General features: G+C 41.9%; 16 protein-coding genes. 1 reads left to right on the forward strand and 15 read right to left on the reverse strand.

Annotation, left to right across the window (positions count from 1 at the left end; all coding sequences use genetic code 11):
- Positions 1-1,351 precede the first annotated feature (1,351 nt).
- From ACFIMS_RS02310 to ACFIMS_RS02380, 15 genes are all read right to left on the reverse strand, one after another.
- A complete protein-coding gene (locus ACFIMS_RS02310; RefSeq protein ID WP_375696351.1) occupies positions 1,352-2,356 on the reverse strand; it encodes a phage tail protein in 1,005 nt (334 codons plus the stop codon).
- Positions 2,353-3,492, reverse strand: coding sequence for a tail fiber domain-containing protein (locus tag ACFIMS_RS02315; protein WP_375696352.1), 1,140 nt, complete (start codon positions 3,490-3,492; stop codon positions 2,353-2,355). Before ACFIMS_RS02315 ends, ACFIMS_RS02310 begins: the two co-directional genes overlap by 4 nt.
- Complete coding sequence (locus tag ACFIMS_RS02320) at positions 3,489-3,971, reverse strand: hypothetical protein (protein ID WP_375696353.1); 483 nt, start codon at positions 3,969-3,971, stop codon at positions 3,489-3,491. Before ACFIMS_RS02320 ends, ACFIMS_RS02315 begins: the two co-directional genes overlap by 4 nt.
- 316 nt (positions 3,972-4,287) lie before the next feature.
- Positions 4,288-5,751 (reverse strand): hypothetical protein, encoded by a 1,464-nt coding sequence (locus ACFIMS_RS02325; RefSeq protein ID WP_375681951.1) that lies wholly within the window; start codon positions 5,749-5,751, stop codon positions 4,288-4,290.
- A 79-nt stretch (positions 5,752-5,830) separates the two neighbouring features.
- Positions 5,831-5,965, reverse strand: coding sequence for a hypothetical protein (locus ACFIMS_RS02330; protein WP_375692306.1), 135 nt, complete (start codon positions 5,963-5,965; stop codon positions 5,831-5,833).
- Positions 5,966-6,077: 112 nt separating this feature from the next.
- The gene (locus tag ACFIMS_RS02335) at positions 6,078-6,272 is read right to left on the reverse strand and encodes a hypothetical protein (protein ID WP_375681381.1); all 195 of its coding nucleotides are present in this window, start codon (positions 6,270-6,272) and stop codon (positions 6,078-6,080) included.
- A gap of 21 nt (positions 6,273-6,293) precedes the next feature.
- Entirely contained in the window at positions 6,294-6,989 is a 696-nt protein-coding gene (locus ACFIMS_RS02340) for a hypothetical protein (RefSeq protein ID WP_375682444.1), read from the reverse strand.
- An 83-nt stretch (positions 6,990-7,072) separates the two neighbouring features.
- Positions 7,073-8,191 (reverse strand): N4-gp56 family major capsid protein, encoded by a 1,119-nt coding sequence (locus ACFIMS_RS02345; RefSeq protein ID WP_273791303.1) that lies wholly within the window; start codon positions 8,189-8,191, stop codon positions 7,073-7,075.
- 344 nt (positions 8,192-8,535) lie between these two features.
- The gene (locus tag ACFIMS_RS02350; RefSeq protein ID WP_375611681.1) at positions 8,536-9,309 is read right to left on the reverse strand and encodes a hypothetical protein; all 774 of its coding nucleotides are present in this window, start codon (positions 9,307-9,309) and stop codon (positions 8,536-8,538) included.
- 579 nt (positions 9,310-9,888) lie between these two features.
- A complete protein-coding gene (locus ACFIMS_RS02355) occupies positions 9,889-11,739 on the reverse strand; it encodes a portal protein (protein ID WP_375696354.1) in 1,851 nt (616 codons plus the stop codon).
- A complete protein-coding gene (locus tag ACFIMS_RS02360) occupies positions 11,724-13,085 on the reverse strand; it encodes a PBSX family phage terminase large subunit (protein ID WP_375638503.1) in 1,362 nt (453 codons plus the stop codon). The genes ACFIMS_RS02355 and ACFIMS_RS02360 overlap by 16 nt, the downstream gene beginning before the upstream one ends.
- 663 nt (positions 13,086-13,748) lie before the next feature.
- Positions 13,749-13,931 (reverse strand): hypothetical protein, encoded by a 183-nt coding sequence (locus ACFIMS_RS02365; protein WP_375621465.1) that lies wholly within the window; start codon positions 13,929-13,931, stop codon positions 13,749-13,751.
- 13 nt (positions 13,932-13,944) lie between these two features.
- A complete protein-coding gene (locus ACFIMS_RS02370) occupies positions 13,945-14,076 on the reverse strand; it encodes a hypothetical protein (protein ID WP_375611677.1) in 132 nt (43 codons plus the stop codon).
- Positions 14,077-14,240: 164 nt separating this feature from the next.
- Positions 14,241-14,372 (reverse strand): hypothetical protein, encoded by a 132-nt coding sequence (locus ACFIMS_RS02375; protein WP_375638505.1) that lies wholly within the window; start codon positions 14,370-14,372, stop codon positions 14,241-14,243.
- A gap of 184 nt (positions 14,373-14,556) precedes the next feature.
- A complete protein-coding gene (locus ACFIMS_RS02380) occupies positions 14,557-14,883 on the reverse strand; it encodes a hypothetical protein (protein ID WP_375638511.1) in 327 nt (108 codons plus the stop codon).
- Positions 14,884-16,006: 1,123 nt separating this feature from the next.
- On the opposite strand from ACFIMS_RS02380, the gene ACFIMS_RS02385 reads away from it, so the two are divergent.
- Complete coding sequence (locus ACFIMS_RS02385; protein ID WP_375638512.1) at positions 16,007-16,375, forward strand: helix-turn-helix domain-containing protein; 369 nt, start codon at positions 16,007-16,009, stop codon at positions 16,373-16,375.
- Positions 16,376-17,391: the final 1,016 nt, after the last annotated feature.

The raw sequence follows: 17,391 nt of genomic DNA on the forward strand, positions 1-17,391 counted from the left end.
CTCAGAAAACCTCAGAAAACCTCAGAAAACCTCAGAAAACCTCAGAAAACCTCAGAAAACCTCAGAAAACCATATGAAAGGCTTTAAAAAAAATTTCCTCATCGAAAATTTTTACAAGGTATTTTTTTAGATTATACTCTGTTTTCCACCTAAAATGTTGACTTTATCACCTGATAATCAGAGAAAAATGTTTGATCACCTTGCATGCTGTATCAACCTTTCCCAAAATGACAAAGCCCACACCGGTCTTTAAATAATGCCAATCAATAAACAATGGTTTGTAAACAATCTGGCTTCTTATCTAACAGATTTGACTTGGCTTCCCCCTTCAAATGCATCCTTGTAATGTATCCCCTGTCCAGAGTTATTCTACAAAAAAATGCTGCGTTAGGAATACGCACAGATGAAAAACACCCCATGCATAAAATTTTAACCACATCTCAAACAATGGTATTTTACAACACAACGGAACAAACTATTGTCTTATAGATTTTTCTCGTATCACTCTCATCCCGTTTCAAGAAGTTTCCTGATAAGCACAAAATGCCATCTCAGAGAGTTCAATGCCTCACCATGTACTACAACGCATCGCCAACCTGCTGCTCTTGCCAACAGTGCACCCATTTTGAAAACAAAGAGTGGCTTTTTTCCTACACGCTTTGCCAAAAAAGGGAGTGCTCCATTTTGCTTTTTCTCGCTTTAAATAAACATATCCGTTGACCTCTTTCCACCACCCTCAAAGGACAAAGGTTTTAGCCCCACATCGGTTTGTAAACAATCCAACTCCTCTGAAGGAGCTCCATATCTGCTCATTATTTATATGATTCACTTGCATAATACTTAACCAAGCAAATCCTCCCCAGAACAGTTGCTAATGTATTAAATACTTTAAGCTATCTTACTGATATCACCAGCTTCAATAATAGTGTTTTAATGACGGTATTTACGCTATAATAGGATAAAATTATCTAGGGGCTTTTTGTCATCGCACAGCAGCGGTTTAAACCCAGCACTTGAAACAATGGATCACGATACCACAAGAGAGAGGCATTTGGGATAAAATCTTTATTCCTCAGCAAAAAACGCCATGAATAAAGAAATTTTTTTTGTTCTTTCCCTACCTTTAATAATCACTGTCTTGATCCTCTAAAGAACAATAGGTAAACTCACCTTTAGGCATCCAACAAAGGCAGCACAAAAAATAAAAGAATAAAGAGAGTTGAGTTTTTTTTCTAAAGCGCCTCAAAACTTTCTGCACAATATATTCTATAAGACTTTATATTCAATAAGACTTTTTTCATAACAAACATTTTGCAAGCATTTTTATCTTTCTCTCACACAGCTTTCATTCTCAGGCTTTGACAGCATAAACCACCGCCACATTGACAGGACGTGTTTCATCTCCCCCTGTTTTTTGCAACAAGACCTTATGTTCATGCTCTCCCGCAGGACCTGTCAACAAATTTTTATTGTAAATTTGAGCCAGATTTCTATAATATTCACCGTGATTCATATCCCAAACTACCTTTTCAATCATTGGATAACTATGCTGGTGGTTACCTGTTGAATCTGTTTTTCCTTCATGGGTATGAGATTTAAAAGACTCTTCTTGTCGACTTCCCAAGCGACGTCCTTTATCAATTTCTTTTCCACTATCGAGCCCCCGTAAAAACATTCCACGCAAATCGGGAACATTGAATGTTGTTCTCCCGTCTCCTTTTCCCCATGTTTCTCCCAAAACAGCAAAGAGATTAGCATAGTTCCTTCGCGAATATTCTTTACCATCACACAGTAACCATCCAGAGGGTATTTTTTCTGTAGCAAAAGTCCCAATAAATCCAGAAGAAAAAGTTTCAGGCAAAGGAGGAAAGGGCGGAATTTCAGGAAGTTTTATAGTAGGATTGGTTAAAAACCAGCCATCAGCATTTTTTCCGGCAATATCACGCGTATAGACGATCTCATAAAGCCCCCCCTTTTGAATTTCCCCGCCCTTTAAAGGCATAATACCCTCTGGCGTTGCCATATAAGTTGGTCTTGGCGGCAATTGATTTAAAGAAATATTTGTTATTCCTCTGTTGACGCCTTGTGCTTTAAAGCGCACAACAATGCCATCCATATAAGTCTCAAAAAAAGACTTTGTTGCCAAACGAAGTGACGTTCTCTCATTTTTCACATCGACAGTAAACTGTGTTTCAATCCCGCCCCCATTATCCAACAAATATTCTTTGATGCGTTGCATCATAGCGCGAGCACTATCATTGACTGTGCTTGGCGGTTGCCCTTCTGCCCAGTTTATACTTTCATCGGCATAAGCATTTTCTGATGCAACAATTGACCAATCATAAATTGAACTCATAGAAGATACTCTTTTTTCAAAAAGGGAAAACGAGCAAAAAATGAAGAAAAGAAAGCCGCAACTTTATTTTTAGATGCCGGCATTTTCTCCATTTTCATTTTTTCCATTTTCAGGCCTATTTTGTCATAATCAACATGCAATAACTTTGTTTTCGCATTGACATAAACAGCTTCAGGGTTCACACGCAACACGTCTTGCGCCATAACGCCCTGATAACGTTGTGGATTTCCCTTATAATTAAAGGTATAAAGTGGATATCCCTTTTTCTGCCCCACAGGGATAATATTTTCTTTTGCTCTCACATCACAAAGCCCTAAAATTCCTCCGACCAATCCAAGTACTTGCTGCGCATCACGCAATGGATCTTTTGTCACAGAAGGCATTGTCGTGGATTTTCCTGAAGTCGTTCCGTAATTTCCAGCAGCCTGTGTTCCTACCTGTAACAAGCGTTCTAAGCGATTCCAATCTTGATTATCTTTTTCTGACCATTTTTGGCGTTCAGCATCTAAGACATTTTGGCGGTTTATATCTTGAATCATACCCCCTTTCAAAGCATTGCTTTGCACGTTACTCTGTCCTTGATAATAGCTATTTGCCGCATTAACTTGATCATTCTGAGAGCGATCAATCATCTGGTTGGCATTCATCATATTGTTAATATCTTGATTATATTGCTGTGCTGCAGCATTTGTTGCCAAGGCGCCTAACTCATCGGCCAGCACACCAGTATGAGCCCCAGAACCATAACGTCCTGCTCCCGACATCGATTGATTAATTGCATCGGACGTTTTATTCAGAGCATTTTGCAATGCGGTATTAAATTTGCTATTGCTTCCAATCCAGCTTCCCTTAGCCATACCGGAAAGATTTGTAGCGCTGTTGGTTGGGGCATTCAACCATTGCGTTACCGTTGGATTGTTATAGAGCCCTGCTGCTTGTTGTAAACCGGTCAGCGCATTTTTTGTCATATTGCTAAGACCAGCGACTCTGTCTCCCTGATAAACGTTTCCGCCAATTCCTTTATTATAAAGTCCAAGTGCATCAGCACTGGCTTGTTTAAGAATATCAGCCGCCCAAGCAGGTGGAGCATTTGTTTGTGTTGTTGTCTGCACTTGAGGTGTGGTTTTTCTACTCATGGGTTCAGAACCTTTCTATATTGAATAAGATTACGAGAATATCCGTGATGAGCGAGCTTTTTCGCCCATCCAGTTCTTCCAAACATGTGCATTTCTTCAGCATTAATTGTTCGCGCCCATTTTTCGACTTCATCAATCAACTTGACCAATTTCAGCCCTCCCTCTCCCGCAAGATCTGAGAGAACGACGCATTTTTTTCCCGTATGGGTTATTTCAACTTTGGTAATTGCAAAAGCACTAAATTGGATTTTATTTTTTAAGACCAGCCACAATTGTGCTTGTCCTGTAGCGATTTCTTCAGCAATTTTTTCCAGACAAACATCATCCGGAAAGCGCTGCGCATATTTTTTCAATGCAGCATTGAGTGCCTCTTGATAGGGAGCTATTTTTCCCCATGGCCACTGCTCTGTCAGATGAGCAGAATATAAACCTTGACTCTCAAGCATCATAATTTTAGCTCTTTTAGCTTTGTCACTCATCTCCCCTCAAATAACATCCCCCTACGCATTTCACGCATTCCATGCCCCCCGCACAATAAAAGAAAAAAAGCCCCATCATCCCTTTGTCACAACAAAGAGGGAACTTTTTTCTTTATAAAAATAAACCATGGTGCAGCCTATTTTTCCTTTATCGCAGAAAAGCATGAAACATAACGCACCACCTTGTTCTTCATATTATAAAGACACAGCTTATCGCATTGTGCCTTTGTTTATAAAGGTTTGGGAAGCCTATGGGGCATTTGTTCTTTAATAATAGAGGCTTGAGCCTATCGCATGGTATTACAAAAGGGCATGCCTATCGCATGCCGGCCCGCGTCAATTCCACATCAAATCCAGTGACATGAGTCCAATTCACCCCTTCAGGAATACGCAATTTAAAGCGATAAAACCGTGCCCTTGCACGACAGTGAATTTGTCCAGTATTATAAGAGGGCTGTTTTTCTGGCAACCAAACAGTTTCCTCTTCAAGAGATTGTCGAAAGCGCATTCCCACAGACAAATAAAACTTTCCACTATTGACTTGAGGCATAATATTTTTCACCCGTGTTATCATGCCATTTGTCTGCCCCATTTCTTGTGATGTCACGACACAAGCCATAGGACCCCCAGAAAACGAACCCAGTCTCCCCTGTTGATCAAATGCCCCCAGAATAGGCGATTCATTTTTCCAAGCTTTACTATCGAGAGAAAAGGACAAATCGTCAATATTCTTAGTCACAAAATCAAGACCTTCTAGGGTTGTTCCGGCTAAGAAAATAGGCAATATCATTTTGATATCGACGAGAGCTTTTGTCCATTTTTGCAATCCCCAATCATAAATGAGCAAGATACGTTTATGAAGGTTCTCATCAGAATCAACCATCCAATAAACACGATTATACACCCCATCGATAGCAGCAGACAGAGTGTACAGATTATCCTTCCTTGATTTTGCGGTCATCGTTCGATCGACTTTTTCGAACCCAATGGGTATAATCTGTCCCTCATTTGTTATTTGATAAAACCCGCCCTCATCGGCAAAGAATGCTAAATCGCCTCTACAAACAATTGATTCAGCATTTTTTGCGCCTCGTTTATCGTGGATTTTTTGGAAACTAAAAATAATCTTAGAGCCAGGAATAAAAGAACCAGCATAGATTGCAGAACGCATAAAGATAATTGGATTTGTTGTCTCCGTTGCCCCTTGGACGAATCCGCCATCAGGAAAATCTTGATAATCACAACTTTTTTTTCCCACGGTCCAAAATTCAGCATCATTTAATCCAGACCAATGAACCCGTCTTGGATTTTCGGTTAATTTCATCAAACAAACGAAATCTCCCCAGATTCGAACAATCCCTGCCTGTGGTGGATTTCCTCCTAAATTTCTAAATGTTTTATCATGATTAATATCAATCACTTGTGGTTTATCATTGGCATTCACCGCAATGATAAAATCACCAAACAAAGCAAAAGACCACGGAGCATCAACATTAGCCAGATAAGGTTTTCCTTTTTGGCTAATATCTTTCCAGTTCATTGTTGTATTATCAAGCAAGTAGATTTTTTCTCTTGTCCCGACAATAATAGAAACCCCATTTTTTGTTTTAACCGCAAGAGTGCCTAAGATTGGCTCCGGACAAGGCTCTGATAAAGGTTCAAAACTTGGCATAGGGATATAGGAGCCATCCGCCGGGAGCACATTAACAAGTTCATCGGTAAAAATTCCATTGATATCCGCCACATCGGGTCGATAATCAGCGATTGGGAAAAAAGCCATCAAGACCCCCATAAAATCTTTGAAGAGCCCAGTGCCATTCAAAACACCAAGGCTTATTGATAAAAAACCACAAAAGCCCTTAAAACTCTAAAGGCATAAAATTCAACAAAATAAACAACCTAAAGTTGTTTAATGCACCAAAAAAAACGATACCATCAATAATAGCCACCCCAACGCCATCCACCAGCGCCAAACCAAAATCAACTGCCCGCAATCACCCCCCACAATGACGGGGGAAAGAGCCATCAAAAGCCCCCATAAAATCTTTGAAAAGCTCAGTGCCATTCAAAATACCAAGGCTTATGGATAAAAAACCACAAAAGCCCTTAAAACTCTAAAGGCATAAAATTCAACAAAATAAACAACCTTAGGTTGTTTAACGCACCAAAAAAAAACGATACCATAAATAATGGCCACCCCAACGCCATCCACCAGCCCTTCACCATCAACACCAACGCGCAAATCCAGCCATAAGTGACAAACCAGCCACCAGTGCCAAACCAACCTTCAACGCCAGCCATAAACGATTTGAAATGAACTTTTTAAAAACGCATTGGGCGAATCTTTGAAGAACCTTTTCGGCGCGATGTTTCAATGCGCAAAGCTTGAAGCTGTTCTTGAAAATCTCTGAAAGAAACGGCGGCATATTCAGGATCTTTAAGAATATTTTTATAAAGTTCATATTTTGCCCGTGCTTTAATAAGATCAAAAGCATAAATCAACCAAGGGTTATCATCCTCTTTCAGCTGTTCATCAGCAAAATGAACAAGAGCATAAGAAAGCTGTACAGTTTCCACATGTTCTGGTGTTGGAAAGAGTCCTATTTTTTGATCAAGGTAGGTATAAAAGAATGGCGTTCCTAGCGCAGGATGCATACCATATTGTTGATGCAACACTTCCAAGGGCTTAAAGAACAACTTTGTTGGTGTTGCACTCTTTGTTACTAAAAAGACACCCTCCAAACTCTTTTCTGCTTCAATAAAAACCCCCTCTTCTTGCCCATACCATGTTTTACCACTTTGTGTTTTAAACGTCCTTTCTCTTTTTTCATTAAAGAAAAAGGGTTCGCGTTCACACAAACGCAAAGCCGTAAAAATTGAATCTTGAATTTGCAGGGAATATTCCGCTGTTGTATCGTCAATTTCATCTTGAATAAGCGCGACCATATAAGCAAAAGTTTTAGAATGGTCTGAATGTGTAAGGTTTAGATTTTGGGGATCAGTGGATAAAGTGGTCATAAGCCTGTCCTTGTTTCTGGAAGCATTTTAAATTTTTCCCCCAACAGATCCCTCTTGTTGGGGGAAGAGAGCAAGCGTTCGCTTTAAGCTGGCGCTCCATAAGTTGGGATGACGATAGTGCCAAAATCCTGAGCCCCTTGCGTACTTCCTGGCAAGGTAAAGCAAGTTTTTTTCATACCGATAATGGTTTTTGCTGCGACCCCGAATTCTCTTTCATAGTCGAAGAGTTCTTCCACCAATTTATAGCGTGTTGCTCCTCGATCTTTACCAAAAGCAATCACAGCACTCTGCGCACCAAGCAGAACAGCCCGCCGCACATTTGGTACAGCTTTGTTAGCGGTTCCAGCTTCGACCCCTTCGGTAATATGTTCAGCTTCGCGCAAAACCACACCATTATACATGCCCAAAGACCCATCATAGAGCGGATTTTTGATACGACTTCCACTATAGATTGCCTTAGTAATGTCGAGCCATTGCCCCGCATCAGTATTGGTTCGCAATTGTGTCACTTGGGTTGGATGAAGATAAAGCACATAAACATTTTCCCCATCGATCCGCACAGGTCTAATTTTAGGATTTGCCAATTTAGCCCGTTCAACTGCTTTATCAATCAAGCTGAGATCAAAAACATCGTCTTCTTTTAAGTCCTCATCTTTTGCTTTATCATTAGGACGTACCACACGTTTATTGGTTGGTGCCGTTGGCGCATTAAACCCATAATGAACTGGTTTAAGGGTAATCGTGCGTCCTTCAAAGTTAATTGTTTTTGCGGTATACCCGCAAACTTGAATGAAGAACATCATACTCAGACGATCTGCATACCAATCAACCAAACCATTTTTTGCCTCGGTGCGCAAATCATGGAGAATTCGTTGTTGATCAATCGTTCCCTCATTTTTGACACGCACAGCATGAACGAGTTCATTAATTGCCAAGCGATCATTGAGAAACTGTAAAGCTTCTTCATTGCCTTCCAATGTCTGCCCTTCGCTTACCCCATCGCCTAGCAACTGCACACGCAAATTAAAGCTAATAGCATCCCCACTTGCTTTCGTAGTTTCATCTTTTAATTGTACGATACTGTTTGAATCATTTCCAATCAACGGCGCAATTGGAAGTGCTTTTGAGACTTCTTGGTTTAGTAATTTAGACCATGTGCGCACTGCCATTGGGTCATTAAGTCCGATATAAGTTACAGTCATTTTGTCCTCTAAAAGTTTTATTGACATAAAAAACCCGGCAAAGCGCCGGTTGTTAAAACACCACATTTCATTTCAAATGGTGAATAGGTTGTTTGTGAGTTTTATCTAATTTCTGTTAGCGTCTGCCTCCTCCTTATAAGAGCTCTCCTCACCACATCCGTGTTTGAGAAATCCCCCCGCATTCTTCTGCGCCAAAAGCCTCTTAACATTCCCGCAAAAAACACTCCCCCGCATTCTCCTGCGCTAAAAGCCTCTTAACGTTCCCCGCAAAAAACACTCCCGCATTCTTCTGCGCCAAAAGCCTCTTAACATTCCCGCAAAAAACACCTGCCACATTCTTGTTTTTAAAATTCTCTTCCCCCCATTAAACGATTAAAAGCGGCTTTATTTTTAGGATCAGTAACCCAAGCGCTAAACTCTGCTTCTGACATTTTATCAAGCATATCCAAAGAAATCGGCCCATTTGGCGTCAAGCCGTTATAAGCAGCAAGAGTACGTGCAGAATTGTGTCTTTCCTGTAAATTTTCACCCATGTTATTGGGAACATTTGTGTAGCCAATTTTTTGTGCAATAGAGTAAATCACTTCAGCCGGATTTTGATTTTTTTGCGCACAATCGCGCAAGATCTGCTTCAACTCATCACCAATTATCGCATCAATATTTTGGGGATCTGCCATCTCAGGATAGAGCGAAGCACAAGCTGCCAACTGTTTAGCCCGCGTTTCATAAATAAAATCAGCTGCTTGATCAAAATCATGATGCTTTTGTTTAACACTGGCAACAGACTGCTGAAAAAATGCATGCAACTGTTCTGCTTCGCGAGCAAGAGAAGGCTGTTGTTTTTCATGTACAAGCCCTTGTTTTTGGAGTGTTTTTCCCAACCATTGCATATAGCCCATAAAGTCTTTTTGCGGATCTGGTGGAACATCTTCTCCCCCTTGAACCTCTTTTCCAGCCTTTTGCGAAGAGTACTGTTGTTGATGCACTTGCCCTTGAAAATTATCTTCAAGAGTTTTTTCTTCTCTTGCAATTTCACCATTTTCTCCCTCTTGTGTTGAGACCAGAAAATCTTGTTTCAATTGGTTTTGTTCTGCCGGCGTTAAGTGTTCTTGATCCATGACATTAGCCTTCTCTTTTTTTAAACAATAAAATCAAATTTTTCAGATAAAACAGCCCCATAAGCACTTATCCCCTCAATGCTCTCTCATCATTTAGCACCAGCATTCTCCCCAATGCTCTCCACCCCACATGACAGCAAGCCTCCCTCTCCACCCTACTTTTCCCAACAGTCCTGCCCTACAAAACAGGTCTTTTAAGAAAAGGGAGCCCATGCACTACGAAAATCGATAAGCCCATTCTGCGCCCACCATGCCCCACCAAGTTCACCCCACATAACGGCAAGACTCCCTCTCCACCCTACTTTTCCCAACAATCCAGCCCTATAAAACAGTTCTTTTGGGAAAAGGGAGCCCATGCACTACGAAAATCGATAAGCTCATTCTGCGCCCACCATGCCCCACCAAGTTCACCCCACATAACGGCAAGACTCCCTCGTTCTCCTGTTTTCCCCCAACAGGGATAGTCTCATAAAACAGCTCTTCGAAGATAAAGGAAGACGACATTACGCTATGGAAATTGTATCGATAAGCAATTTCTGGTAGATGGAATTTATCAGAAGTCGCGCATGACAAAGCGTCCTATTGTTGAGCCTTTGCTGTCTGCAACATCTGCATTATCTGCTCTGTCCCCACATTATCCCCCATCTGCGCTGAGGCATTTTGCTCTTCTTGAAAAGAGTTTTGCGCCTTTATCGCAATTTTATGAATAAGTGAAGCCGGTAAAGGCGAATAGCGTAAAAGATCGAGCATAATCTCAGGCGTTGTAAAATTTTGCATCAAAGGAAGCAATTGCATGATCAGTGCAAAAGTACGCTCTTTTTCATTAAGACTTGTTGGCGCATCATCCACGACAATATCATATTCCAAGCTTGTCACCATTTCGCGTGTCAGCGGCACATACTGGGCATTTTCATCACCAGCAATACGCACCAACCGCCCATCGGAGAGATAATTTTGAATAAGATAGAGAATAATTTTTCCCTGTCGTTGCCGATATCGACGCAACCCATCAAAAAAGGAAGCCAAAAGATTAAGTGACGATTGTCGCCGTTGTTGTTCAAGAATGCCAGGCTGATTGACAGCTCGCGTCCCAATAAATTCAGAAGACAACCCCGTCACCTGTTCGAGAGCACTCTTTGCTTCATTAAACAATTGAAAAAAACCTTGCGGAAATTGCGCCACGGGTTTAGGTTGGATTCTTCCGCCAGACACAGCCCCACTTTTTAACCAAGTAATACTATCAGCTCTAGCCCAACTCTCGACGGCTTGTCGATCATCATCAAAAGCATCGCGTTCTGCCATAATGCCGCCTTTTGATTGGCTATTGAGCAAGTGCATTACTTGACTAAAATATTTGTTTGCCCACCGTTGCGGATCTTTTGTAGGGCGCACAATTCCGTAAAATTGCCGACTTAACTTATCAAAAGTACCGGTAATACACTCCCATCCCAATTGATTGGGTGGAACCAAGGGCTTATCAGGCGCTTCAAGCAGCTTTCTACCTAAAAATGCCCGTTTGACAATTTTTCTGTTCAACCTTGTTGCTTGAACATGAGGAAAGGTTTTGCTTAAATTTTGGAAATCCTGCTCTGAATAATCGACAAACCTTCCACTTTGAGGCTCAAGGACTTTATAAACCACCTCGCGTTCAAACCAGCGACATTCTGCCAATGTCACCATTTTAGGACGTTGATAGCCGCTCCCCTCTTCTCCTTGATACCCCCTCTCGGACTGATAACTTTGTGTCATCCCATTGCTGGTTGGCTGTAAAAAGCTCTGATGTTTCACCCAATCCGCATGAAGATCACTCCAATGAACATTTGGAAACATTTCCTGCGCTACGGCAAGAGGTTTTTCATCGATATACCATAAGCGTTGAGCATCAATGAGATTAGACTTAACAGCACTTGCATCCCACACCATTTTCATAGGATCCAACCGCGCAATGATTGGTTTTCCTTGGGGATCTTGTTCATAATCAAGGCGTGTATCTGTCCAGCCCATACCGCAAATAATTGCATCTTGAAAAGCATCGGAATCTTCGTATTCGCCATCGGCTTCATCGCGAAACCATTCGGCTGCTCCTGTCAGAATCTGATTAGCAAAGGCTGCGCCTTCTTGTCGTGGAATAAATTGCACTTGCCTTTTATTATTGCGCTCAGCCCCAATCACGGCATTAATTAAAGGCGCAATACGGTTAAAAGTCATCACCGGTCTGTTTTGTTCGTGCAAGACAGCCAAGTCTTGCTCATTCCATTGCCGTCCATTATAAAAATCGTAATCTTCCTGGGCATTTTTTCGCCATTTTTCGACATGATCAATATCATCCTGATACCAACCCACGAGTTTTTTAAAGAGAGCTTGATTTTCAAGCGTTTCGATTTGATTAAAAGAAGAATCTGTAGAACTATTCATTAAAAAGCCATCCATGAAGTTTGAGAATGGTGAAACGAGCGATAAGGTTTTTTTCGCGCTTTAGCATTTGGTTGTTCATAAGCCACACACATCAGTCCAAAGGCATCGGCCCCATGGCTAGCCCAATCATGTTCAGCCCCTAGTCCGATATTGCGCTGTTCGTCGCGCTTTTCATGATACCAAGCAAGCGCTTTTCTGCCCGCACATGTCGTTTCACGATTAAACCATAGTGCAGGAAACAACCGCCTTACGGCTTCGATACGCATTTTCACAGCGCCTGTTCCTTGGTTAGGAATTATTTTGGTTTGAAAACCGGCTTGTTGAAGGGCACTTTCAAAACTCACATTATAGACACGATCTTTTGTTGCGCCATCATGAGGCAAAACCATAAGAGCCTTTTCATATCCCCTTTGAAAAACCCAGCCCACATGCTCTGAGAGAGGTTGTCCTTGGGCTTCATAATAATCGAGCACTCGGATTTCACGTCCAACAAATTGCGCCACCCACAATGCGGTAGCATCGGCCTTTGCTCCTGTTCCCCCGATATCCCAAAAGATTCTCACCTGCATCAAAGGATCCCGTGGAACAGTGGTAATCCGCCCTTCCATTTCGGCTTCCAGCAGGCATTTCTGATAATAAGCCCCTTGGACAGCTTGGAGATATTCGCCTTCCCAAATATGGTTATACTGCTCTGGTCTTTGCTGCAAATCGTCCATTCGATCACGATTGAGTTTTTCAGGAAATTGCGGATTATCACGCCAATTGATTTCCACCCCTTTGATATGAGGATTATCGACATTTCGGAAACGTTTTTCCACGGCTGCATTTTCATGGCATGGGTTCCATGTGACCCATAATTCTGCATTCCAATCTTTTCCTTCTTCGCGCAAAGTTGGAATAAGTGTTTGCCAAGCAGTTTCTGTCACGGGCTCGGCTTCATCGACCCAACAAAGGAAAACGCGTCCCATTGATTTAATACTTGCGATATTGCGATCAAGCCCAGCAAACACATAGACAATCCGTCCATCTTTTGACTTAATATATTTATCGCCGATTTCATAATAGTCTTGTAAAAAAGGATAAGACTCGATAGCGCGTTTAATTTCCTCCAAAGAACTTTCATTAAGAGAATTTTGAAATTGCCTTGCACAAAGAATAATCCCGCGTTCTCCAGCCATTCCATGGCGATATCCCACCACAGCCGACATCAAAGCAAAAGAACGTGTTTTTCCAGAACCCCGTCCTCCCCAAGCGGCTCGCACATCTGCTTTTCCAGTAAAAACAGGAATAAGCTTTGGAATAAGAGCCACTTGAGCCGTTTTCTGCTCAATTTTTTGAGAAATTTTCTGAACAGTTGTCATTATAAATTTTCATACTTTAGCAATAATTGCGCTGCACCCTTTTGCTTATCCCAAGTTTAATGATCCCAGAGCAATTGAACGAAAAGAGCAATTGAACGAAAAACGCCCTTCTCAAAAGCAGCGCTTTATCTTTTCTTCATCCTAATATTCAATAAATTTCACTTTTTTGCATGAGATCCCCTTGACCCCACCTATGCGCCCCAAGCCCCCAAGGCACAAAAGCCCCACCCCCTCAAACACCGCGCCTGTCATCCCCCAACCACAAGCAAGGTATCCCCCCAACCAAATCATAGCCTCAGCACATGGCTCTCAGGCATATCCAAAGCCCAACATCCTCCAATATCATGCCTCTCAAGCATCACCAATCCTCACACTTTATCCCCCAAGATACCCCCACCAAAACACATGCATCCCGCAAGCATAACACTTCTCTCAAGTTTCATGCCCCTCCCCCATCAAAACACTGTTCCATATCCACCACACAAATACCCTGCACCAAATTCCCTCCAGCACACGGGGGCCCTTACGGCATCATTCACCAAAGCCCCTTCCCAATATCACGAGCGCCCACAAACACGATAGCCTCCGCTTCAATCCCCTCAAGATAGGCAATCACCAAAGCAGCCCCCTTGCAAGACATCACCCCACATCACCCACCTCAGCCTAACATTTTTCAATATCACAAGCCTCAGTTATCGAGGTATCATGCTTCTCCGGTTCACTATTTTTTGCATTCACTGGTACAATCTCAATACGCGAAACTGTTTTTGATATCTCCACACCTTCAATAACGAGAAAAAACCAAATCTTCACCAGATGTCCAAAACAGCAAATATCATCAAGCACTCCCCAACATCTTTCAGGTATCGCGCCCCTCACGCATCGCCATAAAAGCATCTTGCCGGCCCCTCTTCAAACAGACCACCCCAGACGCCATGTACCCCCAAAAAACACCATATGCACCGAAGTCTCCTCCAGTCCACGTCCTCATGCTTCCCCCCAACCAAAGCCCAACAACGTCACAGCTCACACGCCTAAAGCACACGCCCCTCACCGCAATTTCAATCATAAGCTTTCAGACAAACATCTAGCATCCCCGTTCAAAGACAATATCCCTTAAACATCATGTGCCCAACCCAACATTTTCTCGTAGCTTCAAGCCTCAGTGACCAAAGGATCAAGCTTCTCCGGTTCGCTATTTTTTGCATTCACTGGCACAATCTCAATCCGCGAAACTGTTTTTGATATCTCCACACCTTCAATAACGAGAAAAGACCAAACCTTCACAAAAATCCAAAACAGTAGATAACAACCACACCCCCTAAGCATTGTACCTCTCGGGTATCACCTCTTCAGCACACGCCCCTCTGTCATCGCCCATAAAAGCCGGCATATCGACATAGGAAGCCCCAATATCTCCCACCGAAATATTCTGCTCTCCAGTAAATGCCCAAACATCACAGCTCCTTCTTCAAACCTTAGTTATCGAAGTATCACACTTCTCCGGTTCGCTATTTTTTGCATTCACTGGTACAATCTCAATACGCGAAACTGTTTTAACCTGCCCTTCTCCAGCCCCCTGAAGAGGCAACACTTTTGCCAGCAGCGAAAAAAAAGGAACAGGATTATTCAACGCATGATACTGAAGATAAGACACCAGCCCATCTTCACCATAGTGATATCCAGCCTGCTCCGCCGCTGTCAAAAGAGCTTCATTAAATCGCTTTGTTGTTTTATTTAAAGCCCCTTTTTTCCGCCCTCTTCGACGTAAGGGAAGACAATGTTCATCTACCATCATCATGTTCCTTCCAACTAAAGAGAAACCAAAACCTCAAACACAAAAAATGACATAAAAATCAGCAACAAAATTTGCCAAGCATTCAACAATTAAAAAAAAATGGGACACACCCAAAAAGATAAGAGCCCACATAAAGCCCAAATCCTCCGCATAATTTTACAGATTCACATTTTTACGCTTTTACATCATTACAGAACGCAGCCAAACGAAACGCTCAAATCACTACCCCGCACCGTTCTGTAAACACGGGTCTGCAACAAGCTGATGTCTCGTCTATCAGATTCCCCTGCTGATTATTTCATATAGCTATCCCACACTTCAAAGAATGGTGTTTCATCAAACACGCCAGATAAGCTCTGATCTACAATTCGACTTCAAAAAGCAAATTTTCCTCTGCTGAATAAAGCTTCCACCCCGCACCGGTTTTAAACTATCATCCAACCTTTTACCCAATAAATTCCCCTACTAACATCAGATTACCGCCCCCAAACATCCCTATTTTACACTATAACCGTATAGCAAATCTTTTAATTGTTCTTGCCAATCCCTTGAAATTACTTTATCACTCAAAGGATATTTTGATCGTCCACGCAACGATCAATAAGGGATAGTAAAGCCCTAAGCTCTAGCGTAAGAATGAACCCACTTTGTGGGTGTCCCGGGATTCCGGGAGTTTTTGCTATGTCCAGGTGTGATAAGCACTAAAAGCAAAAATGCTGACTAGAGCTCAGTACTTTACTACTCCCGGAATACCAATGCGAGGGCGCTCGCAACCGGAGGGGAGCTTGAAGTGCAAACTAAAAATCCAGATTTCGCACTTTTTTAAAAAGTACCCAATCTTATAGTCTTTGAAATTATTTTGATTTTTCTTGCCAATCTTCTGAAATTGCCTTATGAATTGATCTGTGTTTTTGATCGTCCACGCAACGGTCAAATAGGGATTTGAAAGCCCGAACGCTCAGTACATAAATTTATCCCGCTTTGCGGGTATCCCGGAATTCCGGGAGCTTTTGCTATGTCCAAGTGCTTGTCAGCACTAAAAGCAAAAGGCTGGCTGAGCTCAGTGCTTTCAAACTCCCGGAATACTCATGCGAGGGCGCTCGCAACCGGAGGGGAGCTTGAAGTGCAAACTAAAAATTCACATTTTAATGACATTTCAATAGGTAAAAGAATCCGTCACAGACGCATTTCAATGGGACTTTCTCAAAAGGAATTAGGAAGCCATTTAGGTGTCAGTTTCCAACAAATCCAAAAATATGAAAAAGGTTTAAATCGTGTAAGCGCGGGGTGTTTGCTCGAAATTGCTAAAAAACTAGAGGTTCCTATGAACTTTTTTTATGCGGACCTTTTAACAGCAGATATTCCCACAAAAGAACATGCCTTACACCACGATCAAGATACCACCAGCGAAAAAGAATACGCCCTTTTAAAAAACTTTAGAGAGCTCCAGCCGAAAAAACAAAAAGCAATTTTGTGGTTAATTTCTGATTAGACAGTGGTTAATTTCTGATTAGGCAAAAGCGCATCAATCGACATCCGTTGCCAATATCCCCCTCTACCTAAAGCCTTGCCTGACTGATATCACCACATCTCAAAAAACGGTTTACGGCACCGGTTTACGACATCATAGGATCAAACTTCAAAATAGGATAAAAACACCAAAACCTTGGAAAAACATCCCCACCCCTCTCACAGAATTTTATCAAGAGATCTCTTCTGATTTAAACGCACAATTCCGATTGTATCATTATGATACCTTTTTACATTTACCTTGTCAAGTTTTTATATTTTTCTTTTGATACTTTTGTGTTTTTCTTTAAGGGAGCCACATCCCTCAAAACACCTTTCCTGCAAAATGCCCCTCATACAAAACACAATGTCTAAAACAACAAGAGCTAAAATAGGATTTCCCCTAAATAGGCATCCCTCTAAATGGGCTTCCGCCTAAATAGAATTCCCCCTAAATAGAATTCCCTCTAAATAGAATTCCCTCTAAATAGAATTCCCTCTAAATAGGATTTCCCCTCTAAATAGGCTTTCATTGTATTGCTCATTCACCCACTTATTAAAAAAAACACCTCTCAATGCTTCTCACACCCATTTCACGGATATCCCCCATACAAATATAGATGCAACTATAATTGTTAAGCTCCGCATAGAATATAAACGCCCACCACGATTTTTCTCTCTTCACATCTCTTTACACATCAGCTCTGCAATCTGTTCACAGCCATTCCCCACACACTCTTCTCCAGAAAACGCACTTCAACAGCACTCTTCATCCCAACTTTCTCCTCCATTCACGAAGACACTTTCCCCCAATCCTTCTCACCACATTCCATGCCATGATAAAAGCCCACACAAAGCACAAATCCTCCGCTTCATTTTACAGATTCACATTTTTACGCTTTTACATCATTACAGAACGCAGCCAAGGAAAGGTTCACCACCCCGCACCACTCTATAAACAATAGTCTATAAACCAACCCAGCTTTTTGCCTAGTACCC

It is taken from the genome of Bartonella sp. AP331QHHD (assembly GCF_042195905.1).
Lineage (GTDB): Bacteria > Pseudomonadota > Alphaproteobacteria > Rhizobiales > Rhizobiaceae > Bartonella.